Raw genomic sequence first — 15,647 nt, 5'->3', positions numbered from 1 at the left:
CTGCATCTGCAGCGGCTTTTTGTTAATTAGAGGAGGGTTAGAGCGCGAGTTGCGTCAGCTTCACGTTGTCGAACAGGATGTCGCCGTTGGTGGACGACTGCCAGTAGGTTTCAGCGCCGCCGCGGAAATTCTCGAAGCAAAGGCTGTTCACAAGGCGCTTCAGATCGTTGGTCGTCCAGCGAATCGCCTGGTCCAATACCGTGGTGCCGTTGATCACCACCTGCACGCGGCCGTCGGTGTTGGAGCCGGTATTGCTTTTCACGAGCATCTTCACATGATACCAGGTACCTTTCTGGATCGAGGCACCGCCGGCAGGATAGGCCTTGCCAAAGTCGTCGCCATAGGTACCGGGCTGGTCTTTGTAATAAACGTAAGGCTTCAGGATCACAGGACTGGTGCTGGTGTTCTTGTACCACATCAAACGCACGGAGCCGCCGTTGCCGTCCCAGCCCGGGTCACCACCGGTGTTGCCGTCGCCGATAAAGAGACCGTAGCCTACTTTACCGCCCCAGCTGAAGTCGAAGTTGGAGTCGAACTGCATATCGAAGGAAAGCTCATATTGCGAGCCGGGTGTAACGTTGGACCGCGATAGCACACCACCGGAAGTCAACGAGTTGGCCAGCAGGGTCGTTTTCAGCATGCCGTTGTATACCTGGCTTTGGGCGGAAGTATTCTGCTGCCAGTAGTTGGCGTTACCAAAGTCAGCAACGGCTTGCGTGAGACCGTAGGAACTGTTGGCGCGGCCATCCCAGTTTACCGTGCGGGTGGATAGACCTGTCGTCGGCGTGGGTGCTGGAGCCGGTGCCGGTGCCGGTGCTGGAGCCGGTGCCGTTGTAGTGGTGCCCGTGGTAGAGGTAGTAGTGGTGGTGGGAACCGGGTCGGTTGTATTCCGTTTGCGGCCTTCCAGGATGCTGTCGTCTTTCGAGCAGCTCAGCAACGTGGTGGCAAGGGCCAGGCCCAGGAAGCCCAGGCGGGTCATTTGGAGGTTTTTCATTGGATAGTACAGGTTAAAAGGTGGTAAAAGGTTCGTTGCGCCTTGCGGCACAACGTAAAACTACCTTCACCTGGAGACCTATCCGGCCAACATTAGGTAAGTACGGTCCGATACCGGGTAAACACGATTATTCACGGGGCGAGCGCCGCAGGGCTTGCTTCCCGAAAGGGGCCATAATGAAGCCCAGCAAGCGTTTCCGCAATCACATCCGTAGCAGGCCGGCCTTGAACAAACCGTTAACAGGTTTGTTGTCCCAGAACAACTCGAAGTCTTCCAGCCCTGCTTTTTCATAGTCTTCCTGCACCTGCTGCAAGGTCCAGGGTTTGGGGCTGTGCACACTGATGCGCGGCAGCAGCGCCTGCAGCCAGGCACCTTTGGCCGGGTCTACCTGTATGTTCAACGTTGCCTTCTGCAGGGGAAAGCTCAGCGCCAGGACTTCCCATTGGACTCCTTTTTTGCTGCGCATTTGCAGCTCGGCAGCGGGCATTTTCCCGATCCACAGCACCTTGCTGTTGGGCGCCGAGGTGAGTAGCTCGGGCTCGTTGATCGCCTGGCGGATGGTATCGGGCGCCACCGTCGGCCTCGGCACTTTAAAATCGAACCATTTTTGCAGCGGGTAGTCGAGGCAGGCGGCGTGCATATAGTTGAACAGCGCCTTTTTGAGCCCGAAACCGAACTGCTCGTGGGCGGCTCCTTTCGGGTCGATGTGATCGATGTCGTTGTTGGCAAACGTGCCTACCAGTTCTTTCACTTTACGCACCTGGAATTTGTCCGGCTCGAGCCCGATAGGACTATGTGCCGTCATAGTAAACAGGTGCCAGAAAGCGGACTGCAGCACGCCGCTTTCGAACAGTTGCCGCACCAGCTCCAGCGAATCGATGGTCTCCTGCTCGGTTTGCGTGGGAAAGCCATACATGAGGTAAGCGTGCACCATAATGCCCGCGTCGCTGAGGTTGCGGCACACGCGCGCCACCTGCGCCACGGTGATGCCTTTCTGGATCAACGCCAGCAGCCGGTCGGAGGCCACTTCAAGCCCCCCGCTGACGGCAATGCAGCCCGAAGCTTTCAACAGCAGGCAGAGGTCGCGGCTGAAGGCTTTTTCGAAACGCACGTTGGCCCACCAGCTCACCACGAGGCGGCGGCGGAGGATCTCGATAGCGAGTGCACGCATCAGCGCCGGAGGTGCTGCCTCATCCACAAAGTGAAAACCATTCTGGCCCGTTTGCGCGATCAGCTCTTCCATGCGATCTACCAGCACCACAGCCGTAAGCGGCTCGTAGTTCTTGATGTAATCGAGCGAAATGTCGCAAAACGTGCACTTGCCCCAATAGCAGCCATGGGCCATCGTCAGCTTGTTCCAGCGGCCGTCGCTCCAGAGGCTGTGCATCGGGTTCACCACCTCGATGGCGGAGATGTATTTATCGAGAAAAAAGTCACTGTAGTCGGGCGTACCCACCTGCCCCTGCCGGTAGTCGCTGCAAGCGGTGTTGTTGTAGTAAACGACGGCGCCGTTCTCGCGCGTCAAGGTGCGCTTGAGTCCCTCGCGGCCTACGCGCCCTTCGATGTGGGCGATGAGCTGCTCGATCGGCGCTTCGCCGTCATCGAGCGTGATGTAATCGTAGAAATCAAATACCCGCGGATCGCTCAGCGACCGCAGCTCTGTGTTGGCAAATCCGCCACCCATGGCCACGGGCACGGCCGGGCAGTGGGCCTTGATCCATTGACCGCAGCGTAGGGAAGTGTAGAGGTTTCCCGGGAAAGGTACCGACAGGGCCACGAGCCGCGGCTGCAGGCGGCGCATCTTCTCTTCCAGTATTTCTACAAGGATGCGGTCTACGTAGCTGAGCGGCTTCCGCAGCTCGGCCTGGAGCTCGTCAAACGAGTTGGCGGAGCGGCCGAGGCGCTCGGCATAGCGGCTGAAGCCGAAGTGTTCGTCTACCGTTTCCTGGATGAGATCACTGAGGTCTTCAAGGTATAATGTAGCGATGTGCTTGGCGCGGTCCTGGGTGCCCATGGCACCGAAGGCCCATTGCAGGTCGTCGAGCTGTGCAAAGCGGCTCGCTTCGGGCAAAAAGCCGCGGCCCGCGATGCGGTGGGCCAGCGTGGGCCGCGTGCCTTGCAGAAAGGCCACCACCTCGTCGATCGAATCGCAATAATCCGCCTGCAGCGCCACGATGCGGCCCGCGTTCTCCGACAAGCTCCTGCCCTGCTTGCCGATCTCCGCAAACAGCTGCTCCAACCCGGACTTGCAAAAAATGGCCAGCGTGACCTCGATGCCGAGATCGCACTGGTGCGCGGGAATGCCTTTGGTATTGAGAAAACCTTTCAGGTAGGCGGTAGCCGGGTAAGGCGTATTGAGCTGCGTGAAGGGCGGTGTAATCAGTAAAACGGGCGCTTGCAAAGAAGAGGATTAAGGAGCAAAGTTAGCAAAGGCAGGGCATTCGCCTCGTGAGCCGTCAGCCGTGAACCGTGAACACGCAATGCGAATTAACAGAACGGATACTATTTGTTCCTTCGTTGTAACAGACTTGAGCGCTCACGGCTGACGGGCTCACGCTTCACGAATTACGGCCGCAGCGCTGCCAGCACTTCCCGCAGGAACGTGTTCTCATCGATCGGGTGCTGGCCCAGCCGCACAACGATCACCTTTTTCGAAGGGATGATGTACACGCCTTGCCCGTTGAAGCCTTTGCTGTAATAGAGGTCGGCAGGCGCGTCGGGAAACTTGCGCTGGCCGGGATGCTCGGGATCCTGCCCGTTGAGCCAGAACTGGTAGCCGTAACGCTTATTCGGGTCGCCGGGCGCAGGCTGCACGCTGGCGGCCACCCAGCCTTCAGGCAGCAGGCGCGTGCCGTTCCAGACGCCATCCTGGTAATACAACAAGCCAAAGCGCGCGAAGTCGCGGGCGGTAGCGTAGCTGTACGACGAACCGATATACGTGCCCGAGGCATCGGGCTCGAGTAGCGTGGAATAGGCTCCGATGCGGTAAAACAACGCCTCGTAGGGAAAGGCGGCATACCGCTCCTCGCCCACCGTCCGGCGGATGATGCGGCTCAGGATATTCGAATTGCCACTGGAATAGTTGAACACCGTGCCCGGTTGCTGCGCGAGCGGCCGCGCAGCGGTGAAGGCGGCCATATCATCGCTGCGGAACAGCATGTTGGTTACTTCCGAAGGATTGCCATAATCTTCCTCGAAATCGAGCCCGGAGCTTTGCTGCAGCAGGTCGCGGAGGCGGATGGCGGCTTTGTCGGTGCCCTTCCATTCGGGAACGGGCGCCGGCGCATCGGGGTTTAGCCGGCCTTCTTTTACCAGGATGCCGATTAGGGCGGCCGTCATGCTTTTCGACATCGACCAGCCGATTTGCACCAGGTTCTTATCGACCCCTTCCGCATACCGCTCGCCCACGAGCTGGCCGTCGTACAATACCAGGAACGAACGCGTGCGCCCTGGCCCATCACCTTCCGACGAGCGGGCCATCAGGGCATGATCCATGGCGAGCGATAGCTTTTCAGGATCGATCGCAACCGGAAAGGAATCCGCACGCAGGTCGCCCATCGGCCAGGGCAGCGTGTCGGAAGACAGCGGCCGCGGCGGCAGTACGAATCGCTGCGCCCGCACGTCGGCCTCCGGAAGCTTGTTGAGCAGCGTGCAGCCGAGTCCTGCCCGGTAGATGGCCTTGTGGCGCGCCAGACCCCACACCGTCACCGTTACCGAACTGTCGGCGCGGTTCACTTCGTAGGAGGCCAGCGAGAAAGGAAAGCCTCCGAGGTCTTCGCTCCGCACCGTCTCCGGGTCGCGCCCCTGTACAAACACGGCCGAAGCCATGTTCTTGGCGAAGTAGCCGCTGATGATCGGGAACGCGCGCCAGGCGTAATACACGCCATAGGCCAGGCCCAGGAGGAGGAGAATGCCGGCCACCCGCAGCAGGCGCCGCGCCAGCGAAGGCTTCCGGGAAACGGTAGTAGACATGCCGTTGCAATTTGGGTAAAGATGAGGCAAAAACGTTTCGGACGGCCCCTGCCGCAGGGAAGGCTACCGCTACCGCTCGTCAGAAAAAGCCGAAGGCCAGACCGGATCCGGGAAAATTTCATTTACTTTGTAATTCAAAGTGCTTTTTGAATAGGCACTTCGCTAAACTTCCGCCCATGAGTTCCGTGCTCTCCCTCTCCCACATCGCGAAGGCCTACGGCCCTGTAAAAGCGTTGCGCGACGTTTCGTTTTCGGTACCCGAAGGCGCCGTCTTCGGTATCCTCGGCCCCAACGGCAGCGGTAAAACCACCCTGCTGAGCATCGTGCTGGATGTGCTCAATGCCGACGGCGGCCACTACCGATGGTTCGGGGAGCCCGGGTCGCCCGCGCAACGCCGGAAAATCGGCTCGCTGCTGGAAACGCCCAACTTCTACCACTACCTCTCCGCCGTCGACAACCTGAAGATCACGCAAAGCATCAGCGGCCGCGGCACGGAGGCGGACATCCTCGAAGTATTGAAAAAGGTGAACCTCTACGAGCGCCGCAAGAGCCGCTTCAAATCGTACAGCCTCGGCATGAAGCAGCGCCTGGCCATCGCCGCCGCGCTCCTCGGCGACCCGAAGGTGCTGGTGCTCGACGAGCCCACGAACGGCCTCGACCCCGTAGGCATCGCCGAGATCCGCGCGCTCATCAACGAGCTCCGCAACTCGGGCCACACCATCATCATGGCCAGCCACCTGCTCGACGAAGTGGAAAAGGTCTGCACCCACGTGGCGATCCTCAAGACGGGCCAGCTGGTTACCACCGGCGAGGTCAACGAGGTGCTGCAGGACGAAGACGTGGTGGAAGCCGCCGCCGCCGACACCGACGCGCTGGTTCGTGCCCTGGCCTCCTTTGGCAACCGCATTAGCCGCCAGGCGCCGGAAGGCACCGTGCAACTCGCCCTGGAAAAAGGCACCGCCAACCTCGAAGCCATCAACCGCCATTGCTTCAGCGAAGGCATCGTGCTCCGCCACCTCATTTTGCGCAAAAAGCGGCTCGAAACCCGCTTTTTCGAACTCACCAACAACTAAACAACGCCTTCATGACGCCTATTTTTCGCACCGAGTGGCTCAAGATGAAGAAGTATCCCGCCTTCTGGGCCATGCTCGTCATCCTTGCCCTCTCCTATCCGGGCATGAACTACATGCTCTATTCCAACGGTTACAAAGACCGTCTCAACGACCCCAAGGTCGGGCCCCTGTTCCGCATGCTGCCCAACCCATTTACCTTTCCCGATGTATGGGGCACGGTGGCCTATATCTCCTCGCTGTTCATCTTCCTGCCGGCCCTGCTGGTGATCATGTTCATCACCAACGAATACACCTACAAAACGCACCGCCAGAACATCATCGACGGATGGAGCCGCCGCGATTTCATGCTGGGAAAGATCGGGAACGTTGTAATGATCAGCGCGCTCATTACCGGCCTCTACACGCTGACGGCTTTTGTGATCGGCACCGTCAACGGCGGCGCCGGCCTGTCCACGCCCTGGGCCGGGAGCAAGTACATCGCGCTGTTCTTCCTGCAGGTGTTGTCGCAACTGTCGCTTGCCCTGCTGGTGGCGCTGCTCGTGCGCAAGGCGTTTATCGCGCTCGGTGTGTTCATGTTCTACTACTTCCCGCTCGAGCCGCTGATCGTTGGGCTGAGCAAGGAAAAGTGGGGCGTCAAGCTCGAATTCATGCCGCTGGAGATCTCCGACCGCCTCATTCCCTTCCCCCGCTGGTTTACCCGCGACGAAGCCGAGTGGAAAGCGGTGGTGGCGCAAAGCAATGCGCACATTGGTTACACGTTAATGCTGTTGGCGGCCACCTGGGCGCTTTGCTTCTGGATCAACAAAAAAAGAGACCTCTGATGAAAAAGACGACACTCCTTCTGCTCACGCTGTGCCTGCTGACGGCGGTACGCGGCAACGCGCAAAACCTGGCCAGCGCCATCAAGTTACAGGCCATGGATATGGGCACGGCCCTGATGAAGAACGACTTCAACACCTTCGTGAAGTACATGCATCCCAACATCATCCGGTTTGCCGGCGGGCCGCAGCAGATGAAAGCGAAAATGGATTCGGCCTTCAACCTGTCAAAGGCGTTCAACGTGACCGTAAAGCGCTACTGGATCGGCAACCCCGGCCCGATCGCCCGTTACAAAGACCAGCTGCAGGCCGTGTTGCCCCAAAGCACGACGGTGTTAACGCCGATGGGCGAGCTGACGGTGGAAACTTCCATGATCGTGATCTCGCCCGACAAGGGAGAAAGCTGGTGGTTCATCGATACCAACGTATACAAGGCCGACAAGCTCAAGGGCGTGCTGCCCGACCTCAGTCCGGAGCTGGTGATCCCGCCGCGGAAAGCGCCGAAGATGGTGCCAAACAAAGCGATGCCCGCACAGTAAACACATTCGCGTTATTGCGCCCCCTGCCCCTTTGGGCTCGTCATTGCGACCTCGCCAGAGGCGAGGGAAGCAATCTGTAACACGTCTAATCTGTAGCCCCAAAGGGCAGCTGAGCCATCGTGAGTGGGATTGCTTCGCTTCGCTCGCAATGACGGGACACTATTGGCTTCTCTAGAGCCTTCGCCATGACGCGACGGTGTTGTGCCATTTGTACTCCGTTGCGCCGTCGCGTCGTTGGGTCGTTGGGCCCAAGGGGCGCTTGTCGCCCCGCCGCGCCTGCGCGGCTTTCCAGGCCACCTGAAATGTTACGTAAACCTTCGAAGATCAAAGTCATTCCGCCAGCCAGTCGTCGGTAAAGCGGCGGCGGCCGAAGCCGAGCGTTGTGAACTCATCGGCGCCTTCGTTGGCCGTACAGCCGAGGTGCTTAAGCACCGTATTGATCAGGCCTTGCCCGAAGCGGATGGTGCGCAGGCGGGCACCCGCTTCCCAGATGATCCCGGCCTCGCTGCCCTCCCCTTTCCAATGGGTGACTTCCACGTAGGCCAGCGGCCCCAGCATCGATGCGGAAAGGGCTACCGGCTCCATCGCCCCGGTCAGCAGCTCGAAACCCGGCACCGGCTCTGCAGCAGGGGACGTCATTTGCTCCCGGAGCTCGTCGGTCAGCGGGACCAGGAAAAGGTCCTGCCCCAGCGAAACGGGCCGGGCAAGAATGAAGCGGGTGCAGATCCGTTGCACCGGCTCTAGGGTGCCGATAAATCCGGAGAAAGAATAAGCCATGCAGGATGCGGTATTGCGGCCCGCAGCCCTTGTGCTGCTGACCTTGAGGGCTAAAGGTATTCCAACTTTACCGGACAAAGCCCGCGGGAAAAGGGTAACTTTAAGTAGCTCTTTTTTTCATCCTTTAAAACCCGCTTTATGAACTCGATTCAGCACCTGCAACGTTGGGGAGAAGCGCACCATCCCCGGTACATGGACCTCGTACGAATCGCCCTTGGTGTTTTTCTTTGCATCAAAGGGATAGAGTTCGCCACGCATTCCAATTACCTGTACGAAGTAATCTCGAGCCAGGTGCCCTTCAGCGGCTTCCTGCTCATGCTCCTGCAACACTACATCATCTTCGCCCATATCGTCGGCGGGTTCATGATCGCCACCGGGATGCTCACGCGGGCGGCGGCGCTGGCGCAGATCCCCATCCTGCTGGGTGCGCTCATCTTCGTCAACTCGGGCATGACCGCCCACTTCACCGACTTTTTGCTGACACTGGTGCTGCTGGCCGGCCTCGTCTGGTTCTTCATCATCGGCAGCGGCTACTGGTCGCTCGACCGCCTGTTCGACCGCGAGGAAGTGCACGGCAAGCCGCTCAGCGACCATTGGCGCGATACCGGCAACCGGTAACGCACACTTCGGGCTTTCCAGGTGTTGATTCGAAAAAGGGGTCAAGAGATCCCTGTGCCCTGCAACGAAAAAAGCTGCCTTCCGGCAGCTTCGAAGTATTCCTGCAGGATCAGTTCCCGCTTTTCCCTTCCCGGTTCTTCCCCATCTCCTCGTAATACGCGTACACCGTCTGGATCTGCGCCTGCGTCAGGGGAATTTCGCTGTATTTCTTTTCCTTCAGCGCTTTCAGTTCCGCAACCCGGGCGCTGCGCTCCGTTTCATTCAGGTCTTTCAGGCCACGCGCCATCTGGCGGATTTCGAAATTGATCTCGATGATCCGGTCCGCCTGCGCGTCGGTCAGCCCGGTTTTTTCGACCATCGCCGGCCGCTGCTGTTCTTTCGCGCGCTGCAGCATAGCGGCATCGTCCGCACCTGCCGAAGCCGGTGTAGCGGCAGTTGTGGCGGACGCCTTTTCGCCTTCCTTCGGTTGCGCCGCGGCCTGGCTGGCACCTTGCGCGTGTACGGAAGTGGCGGCCACGCCGCCCAGGATCAACGTCAGGAATAAGAGCTTCTTCATAAAAAAAGGTTTTAGTTGTTGAAGTAGTAAGTTATTCCCTTGACTGCTCCCCAACGGCCCCAAACCAGATGAGCGGCGCAGGCCCGGATCAGCGAGGGCCGGTTTTCTCTTTCCGTCATCGATAACCGATTTTGCGGATGTCCGTTTTTTACACCGATAAGCCCCCGGCTGCTTTATGCCGTTCCGTCCTTCTTCGGGTCGAACTCCACCATCCATTCAATGCCGTACTTGTCGCGGAACATGGCGAAATAGGTACCCCAGGGACTGTCTGCAATCGGCATTTCCACTTGCCCGCCTGCGGAAAGGCCCTGGAAGAGGCGGTCGGCTTCTTCCCTGCTTTCCGCGCTGATGGAGATCTTGCTCCGGTGCTCGTTCTCGTTCACCGTTCCCAGCACCTCCGGAACATCGTTGGCCATCAGCACATTGCTTTTCCCGATGGGCAGGGCGATGTGCATGATCTTGTTCTCTTCTTTCGCTGCCACGGGGAATTGATCGTTTGCGAGGTCTTTGAAGCGGATCACCTTAGAAAACGTTCCGCCGAATACGGATTGGTAGAACTGGAAAGCTTCCTCGGCGTTTCCGTTGAAATTGATGTGCGGGTTGATTACGGGCATAATGGTCAAATTTGATTCAAACCTACCACGAAGCCCCGACACCATCAAGGTAGGAACGCGTCAAAATAGAGGCGGTTTGCGTCACGGGCGCCCCGCTCGCGCTATCTTAAGCAAGGCTATCAATAGAATGGCAATGGAAGTCTTATATAAAAAGTATTTCAAAACGGACAGCCCCCCTGCCGCCAACAGGCCGGCCAATCCAGAAAGTCACTTTACTTAAAGGAGCGTTCAAAGTCGATGGTAAATCGTTTGGGGTTTTTAAGATCATAAACCACAATGACCCCAATTGGCGGATGGAGCCGGTACTGGGTTACAAAACCGACGATGGGCTTACCGGTTATTTCTCTTCCGTCAATGGTCAAAAAAGTGACGGTCGGCTCATTCAAATGGCCGTCCATTCGGTACCGGTCATTGCCCGCGCTGCTGCGCACCTCGTTTGCCACAATGGTTCCAGAAACGGAAACGCCCCTCCTCTTTAAGCGATCTGGCTTAGACCGCTCAAACAGCGCAAAGCCGATCAATAACCCGATAATTGAAAAAATGACTATGAATTCCATCGCCAGAATCTTGTGGTATAGGACGCCAGGCCTGCCGCTAACGACCAGGGCGTTGCACGGTGGCCGGGAATGAATGTATGACTTCCCTGGATACCCGCAGGCTCTAGCGCAACCGCCCCTGTTGCCCGCTGATCGTAGAGGCACGTGTCAATGACCTCCACACCGCGAAGAGTCGAACTTTCCATATTCTGCTCTATCAACCGGATTTTGATATTGGCCTCTCACCAGTGTCGGATCAGGCACATAGAACTTCACCAGAATGGTATCCCCAACGGTAAGCGCTCGCTCGTCTGGATCTATAAGGATCGAGCTTTTGTATTCGACATTCTTTACACAATAACGAAATTTCGCATCCGGTCCGCCATCCGCAGGATAGCTAATGGAATAAACCGTTCCAACCGTATATCGATAATTTGTATCCAGCTTATTGGCCTCTATTACATAGTACCTGATAGGAATAAACAGCAAGAAAGCGGCCACCAAAAATGCCCCAATAAGATTTAGCAACTTCATCCGTGTTCCATTACTCAATTTGGATCTATTAACTTCAGGGGAGAGACTGCAAGTAGCGCTTACCAACCAGGGCTTTGCGTTGGCGTATATTATAGTTAGCCTATTGCACCAGGGAATGAAGCTGGCGCAAAGTCTATGTCAGGCGCCGTACTGTCTATGATGCAATGATCCACCCATCCTCTGGTTCTGCAGTCGCCATCTTCGGTTGCCCTGTTTTTGGATCCGTCCCTGGAACACAAGCTGCCAGCACGCTGCCCCTTTCCATATATACAAGCAGGTTTCCAGATAGCTCGGGAAGCGGAATCTTCAGGCGCCCATTGATAGTACTATCTTTTTGTCCCGCATAGCTACCCATACCGATGTAAACAAAGCGCTCCTCGGGCGAACCCTGCGCAAAGGGACCCGAAAAGACAAACCGGCCAGCTCTATCGGCTTTGACAGGCATTACCAGCTCAAAGGTTAGATCTGAGTCCCCGGACATTTGGGCTTGCTCAGTCACGCAGGTACTGCCACTACCTTTCTGTAGCCCATAGCAGATTCCTGCCTTAGGCTTTTTAATGATAATCTGAAGAGATACAGTTCGATCTGAGGTTACTGACATTTTCGAGGAGGATTGAATGGCGCTTAACCGCCACGGCTTACGCTGGCCGGTCGAACTAAGTTAGTGTTTTGCTTTGAGACAGCAGGCTAGCGCAATAGCTCCTGTTGAGCGCTGTGCTATTTCAGGAACTGTTCCACCTCAAGCTTCAGCGTCTGTAAATTGGTTGTGACAATGCTCCAAAGCACTTCATCAGATACAGTATCGTAGCCGTGAATAATCCGGTTTCTTGTATCCACGATCTTGCGTGCGTCACTAAATTGAAGACTCGGCTCCTTTTGTAACATCCGATTCATGGCTTCGCCAATAATTTCAAGGTTGCGCTCAATAGCGCGCTTGGTTTTTAAATCGCCCTGATAAACAGAAAACTCAGGCACGTCCTCCAGAAACAGTTCGACTTCGTGGATGGCAGTCAAAATATCGTAAGCCCAGGTCTTGAGTTCAAGCTGCATAAAGTAGCTGTCGCTGTGCCTCAACACTTTGTTTAAAAAAGGGGTTACGGAGCGCCTTTTCCTCAATCAGATCTACTGGATGATGGAGTGCTTCTTCGAGGGCAAATTTGAAGTTATAGTAGTTGTCTGCATAATGCTTAAGGTCTACGCCAGAAAAGTCAACCAGCAGATCGATGTCGCTATCTTCAGAAAAACGGTCAGACAATATAGAACCAAAGACATAAAGCCTGCGCACTCCGTGCCGCTGGCAAAGAGCTGCAATAATCGCTTTATGTTGGTCTATCAGCCGCATTTCTAGTCGTTCAGCCAAAATTACGCCATTTGAATTTAAGACTGCCACCGCATAGCGCCCAACGACCAGGGCTTTGCGCTGGCCGGCTTACTGTAGGAAAGCTAATAATTATAAACGACCTAGCCTAGCGCAACAGTCTATATGTAAAAGGGTCCGCCACCGGCAAGCAGTCAGTTGCGGTGAAGCAATGCTGCAAGAGGTACCTTAAGGAATCAAAATGCTTCATATATATGAAAACAACCCTCAAGACCTCAGCACGTGTGGCGGACCCGGCAACTAAGATAAGCCGCGCGCAAGACTTTTCCAACCACGACCTCTCGGTCGGCATCGACGTGCACAAGAAGCGCTGGCAGGTAGCGGTGCTCTGCGACGGGGTCTGCCTCGGCAATGTTTCCCTTGAAGCCGATAGCGACCTGCTGATTCGTCACCTGAGAGGCCGCTATGGCAACGCGCAGTTCCGCTGCGTCTATGAAGCCGGCCCCTTTGGCTTTGCCCTCTGCCGCGCCCTGTGGGCCGCCGGCATGGAGTGTATCGTGGTCAATCCCGCCGACATCCCCGGCACCGATGCCGAGCGCCGCGGCAAGACCGATGCGGTGGACGCCCGGCGTCTCGCCAACCACCTCGCAGCGGGCCTCCTGCGGGGCATCCACGTGCCCACCGAGAAACTGCAGAAACACCGCTCCCTCATCCGCTTCCGTAAAAAACTCTGGGGCGACCTCACGCGCTGCAAAAACCGGCTGAAAAGCGAACTGGAGTTCCAGGCCATCACCGTGCCCCCGCAATTTGACAACCCGCACTGGAGCCACAACTTCCTCCAGTGGATCGAACAGCAGGCGGCCCGGGACACGGAGCTGCAGGATACGTTGGAGCTGATGCTGGAAGAAGTGCGGCACCTCCGCCTGCTCCTGCTCAAGACCGAAAAGAAGCTGCGGGCCCTCATGCGCACCGAGCCCTACGTAAAACAAGAAGGGCTGCTGCGCTCCATTCCCTCCATCGGCCCGCTGACCGCGCAGCTCTTCGTGCTGGAAGTGGGCGATGTGACGCGGTTTAAAAACTTCGACGCCCTCAACCGCTTCGTAGGCCTCTGCCCCGACGAGCACTCAAGTGGCGAGCGTCAGCAGCATACCGGCATTACCCAGCGCCGGCACAACCAACTAAGAAGCCACCTGGTGGAGGCCTCCTGGCAATTGATCCGCAGGGATCCCGCCATGCTGGACGCCTACAAAAAGCTATGCGGGCGCATGAAGCCCGAGCAGGCACTGATCCGCATCGCCCGGAGATTGCTCCGGCGGATGCGTGCGGTCTTGCTGAGCGGAAGGCTATACGTGAAAGGCGTGGAAGGAGGCAGCAGCACAGAGATCAACGCACCGGAGCCGCCAGCCAAGAAAAGGCGGCAACCGAAACCGGCAACAACGGACTAAACAACGTCAACTAACAACAACAAAACCGATCCGACTTCTTCTCCCAGACAATGAAAGAAGCTTCCCAACATCTTAGCGGCCGACTGCTCAACATGGGCTGCACTCCTACCCGGAGGTGCTCCGCAACAGTCTGCAGCGGCCGCTTTTTCTAACTACTGATAAAGACCTGCAGCAACCGATCCAAAGCGTTGACTGCTCATAGGAGCCTGCTTCACGAAAAAACCTGGAAGAAGAACATCGGCATCGAATAGATCATCCAACACGGGCCTTGCCCCTGCCGGGCAGGCTTGCGCTTCTTCAACGATGATTGCCGCCACATAAAAAAAACGGTGAAACACCGCTTGCAATCATCATTGAAGAAGCACCCAAAAAATAAAGTGGTTACCTCATGCAACTTTTCCCTTTACATAGGAGCCCATGTTAGCAGCAGCCCTTCAAGGACTGTTCGACCTGATCAAACGAAGTGGAAAGTCGCATGTACTCGTCAGTCCAGCCATTCGATATAGAATGCTCTTGGAAGTCACTAGTTGGAAGAAACAGAAAAGAAGCCCGTTTAATTCCTTCAAGATCTTGATTGCGAATCTTTTCGATACAAGCGTCGATCTCGGCTCGCATCTGAGTTGGTGTGTCCCACGTTGTCCAGACCACGTCGCTGTCATCAGTTGCAAATCCCCGAACAGAAAGTAAAATCTGTTCAGCGCGCTCAAATAGTGACTCGGGGTTCATTGTAGATGCTACTTCTCTTCGAATATAGGAAAAGTCGCTGGGTTGCTGCTAACGGCTCCGGCTTTCTGCTGTGCTGGCAATAGAATTCCGTCTGCCGAATAACTTATTAAAGATAAATAGAATTACAAATGATGAAGTGAGCTGTGTCAGCCAGCATAGCAGAAAGCCTTTTGTTGTGCGAAGTCATTAAGTTCAGTCTACTTTGTCAAGTTCATATGTAAGTCCATGCTGCCTAAAATAGTTTTCAAGTTCTGTCCACCTGAGACTGTCAAAAGGAGGAATTTCTTGTAAATCTTTTGATGTTTCATAGCTACCGCAATGAAAACACAAGTCTATATATGATGTTTCGGAACCTTTTACAACTATAATGCTTTGTCGCGGCACAAAGCAGCCACCTTGTCCTATTAGCGCATCTTTGTCTTGCCGTAACAATATTTTGATTAGACTGTCAACAGCTTTACCACTAATCACTTTCTCTTCTTTTACAACTGCTCTGTTAAGTTTATTATTAATGATAAGTTTTGGTAAAGCAACACTTCTACCGTTGCTATCAACAACATCATTAGTTGATCCCATGATGAATTCACTGTGACTAATTAAAAGTATTGTATCAGCAGTTTTGAATTTATTTTTCAACCATTTTGCTTTGTCAAGTTGTGAAAATGTCAAAAGCGGTATCAATAAAAAGAAGAAAAATAAGTGTCTCATAATATTTCGCACAACGACCAGGGCTTTGCGCTGTGGCCGAGAGGAAAATTACGAATTACAGGACAGTTCGGAGGCCATAGCGCAACAGTCTATATGTAAAAGGGTCCGCCACCGGCAAGCAGTCAGTTGCGGTGAAGCAATGCTGCAAGAGGTATCTTAAGGAACCAAAATGCTTCATAAATGAAAACAACCCTCAAGACCTCAGCACGTGTGGCGGACCCGGCAACTAAGATAAGCCGCGCGCAAGACTTTTCCAACCACGACCTCTCGGTCGGCATCGACGTGCACAAGAAGCGCTGGCAGGTAGCGGTGCTCTGCGACGGGGTCTGCCTCGGCAATGTTTCCCTTGAAGCCGATAGCGACCTGCTGATTCGTCACCTGAGAGGCCGCTATGGCAACGCGCAGTTCCGCTGCGTCTA

The 15,647-nt window shown here is 55.9% G+C and carries 16 protein-coding genes and 1 pseudogene; 6 read left to right on the top strand and 11 right to left on the bottom strand.

The annotated features are described in order from the left end of the window. Positions 1-37: 37 nt before the first annotated feature. The 3 genes from E0486_RS19150 to E0486_RS17640 form a co-directional block, all read right to left on the bottom strand. A complete protein-coding gene (locus E0486_RS19150) occupies positions 38-994 on the bottom strand; it encodes a polysaccharide lyase (RefSeq protein ID WP_207906288.1) in 957 nt (318 codons plus the stop codon). Positions 995-1,196: 202 nt separating this feature from the next. After that, the gene (locus E0486_RS17645) at positions 1,197-3,395 is read right to left on the bottom strand and encodes a B12-binding domain-containing radical SAM protein (RefSeq protein WP_131854244.1); all 2,199 of its coding nucleotides are present in this window, start codon (positions 3,393-3,395) and stop codon (positions 1,197-1,199) included. A gap of 164 nt (positions 3,396-3,559) precedes the next feature. Then, positions 3,560-4,966 (bottom strand): serine hydrolase domain-containing protein, encoded by a 1,407-nt coding sequence (locus E0486_RS17640; RefSeq protein WP_131854242.1) that lies wholly within the window; start codon positions 4,964-4,966, stop codon positions 3,560-3,562. Positions 4,967-5,142: 176 nt separating this feature from the next. Between E0486_RS17640 and E0486_RS17635 the strand changes: the two genes are divergently transcribed. From E0486_RS17635 to E0486_RS17625, 3 genes are read left to right on the top strand one after another with little or no spacing between them, the layout of a single operon-like run. Then, the gene (locus tag E0486_RS17635) at positions 5,143-6,039 is read left to right on the top strand and encodes an ABC transporter ATP-binding protein (RefSeq protein WP_131854240.1); all 897 of its coding nucleotides are present in this window, start codon (positions 5,143-5,145) and stop codon (positions 6,037-6,039) included. A gap of 11 nt (positions 6,040-6,050) precedes the next feature. After that, a complete protein-coding gene (locus E0486_RS17630) occupies positions 6,051-6,860 on the top strand; it encodes an ABC transporter permease (RefSeq protein WP_131854238.1) in 810 nt (269 codons plus the stop codon). Then, positions 6,860-7,396 (top strand): hypothetical protein, encoded by a 537-nt coding sequence (locus E0486_RS17625; RefSeq protein ID WP_131854236.1) that lies wholly within the window; start codon positions 6,860-6,862, stop codon positions 7,394-7,396. Before E0486_RS17630 ends, E0486_RS17625 begins: the two co-directional genes overlap by 1 nt. A gap of 330 nt (positions 7,397-7,726) precedes the next feature. Here E0486_RS17625 and E0486_RS17620 read toward each other — a convergent pair whose 3' ends face one another. Continuing rightward, a complete protein-coding gene (locus E0486_RS17620; protein ID WP_131854234.1) occupies positions 7,727-8,173 on the bottom strand; it encodes a hypothetical protein in 447 nt (148 codons plus the stop codon). A 138-nt stretch (positions 8,174-8,311) separates the two neighbouring features. On the opposite strand from E0486_RS17620, the gene E0486_RS17615 reads away from it, so the two are divergent. After that, positions 8,312-8,791, top strand: coding sequence for a DoxX family protein (locus E0486_RS17615; protein WP_131854232.1), 480 nt, complete (start codon positions 8,312-8,314; stop codon positions 8,789-8,791). Between the two features lie 109 nt (positions 8,792-8,900). Here the strand turns inward: E0486_RS17615 and E0486_RS17610 are convergent, their stop codons facing one another. The 6 genes from E0486_RS17610 to E0486_RS17590 form a co-directional block, all read right to left on the bottom strand. Beyond that, positions 8,901-9,347 (bottom strand): hypothetical protein, encoded by a 447-nt coding sequence (locus E0486_RS17610; RefSeq protein ID WP_131854230.1) that lies wholly within the window; start codon positions 9,345-9,347, stop codon positions 8,901-8,903. 173 nt (positions 9,348-9,520) lie between these two features. After that, a complete protein-coding gene (locus tag E0486_RS17605; RefSeq protein ID WP_131854228.1) occupies positions 9,521-9,961 on the bottom strand; it encodes a VOC family protein in 441 nt (146 codons plus the stop codon). Between the two features lie 212 nt (positions 9,962-10,173). Then, positions 10,174-10,518, bottom strand: coding sequence for a DUF3592 domain-containing protein (locus E0486_RS17600; protein ID WP_131854226.1), 345 nt, complete (start codon positions 10,516-10,518; stop codon positions 10,174-10,176). A gap of 667 nt (positions 10,519-11,185) precedes the next feature. Then, positions 11,186-11,632, bottom strand: a complete 447-nt coding sequence (locus E0486_RS19385) for a DUF5990 family protein (RefSeq protein WP_394345764.1) — start codon at positions 11,630-11,632, stop codon at positions 11,186-11,188. 116 nt (positions 11,633-11,748) lie between these two features. Next, entirely contained in the window at positions 11,749-12,081 is a 333-nt protein-coding gene (locus tag E0486_RS17595) for a HepT-like ribonuclease domain-containing protein (RefSeq protein ID WP_131854224.1), read from the bottom strand. Further along, a complete protein-coding gene (locus E0486_RS17590) occupies positions 12,071-12,391 on the bottom strand; it encodes a nucleotidyltransferase family protein (RefSeq protein WP_207906287.1) in 321 nt (106 codons plus the stop codon). The genes E0486_RS17595 and E0486_RS17590 overlap by 11 nt, the downstream gene beginning before the upstream one ends. 212 nt (positions 12,392-12,603) lie before the next feature. Here E0486_RS17590 and E0486_RS17585 point away from each other — a divergent pair, with 212 nt between their 5' ends. Then, positions 12,604-13,794, top strand: coding sequence for an IS110 family RNA-guided transposase (locus tag E0486_RS17585; protein WP_243697472.1), 1,191 nt, complete (start codon positions 12,604-12,606; stop codon positions 13,792-13,794). Positions 13,795-14,712: 918 nt separating this feature from the next. Here E0486_RS17585 and E0486_RS17580 read toward each other — a convergent pair. Next, positions 14,713-15,228 carry a hypothetical protein gene (locus E0486_RS17580; protein WP_131854222.1) on the bottom strand — a complete coding sequence of 172 codons (516 nt, stop codon included), beginning with the start codon at positions 15,226-15,228 and terminating at the stop codon, positions 14,713-14,715. Positions 15,229-15,408: 180 nt separating this feature from the next. On the opposite strand from E0486_RS17580, the pseudogene E0486_RS17575 reads away from it, so the two are divergent. After that, positions 15,409-15,647 (top strand): annotated as a pseudogene (locus E0486_RS17575) (hypothetical protein); the annotation flags it as partial.

Source organism: Flaviaesturariibacter aridisoli (assembly GCF_004343705.1).
Lineage (GTDB): Bacteria > Bacteroidota > Bacteroidia > Chitinophagales > Chitinophagaceae > Flavisolibacter > Flavisolibacter aridisoli.
Note: the sequence above shows the minus strand (reverse complement) of the source record. Positions and strands in the feature narration are given on the sequence as shown.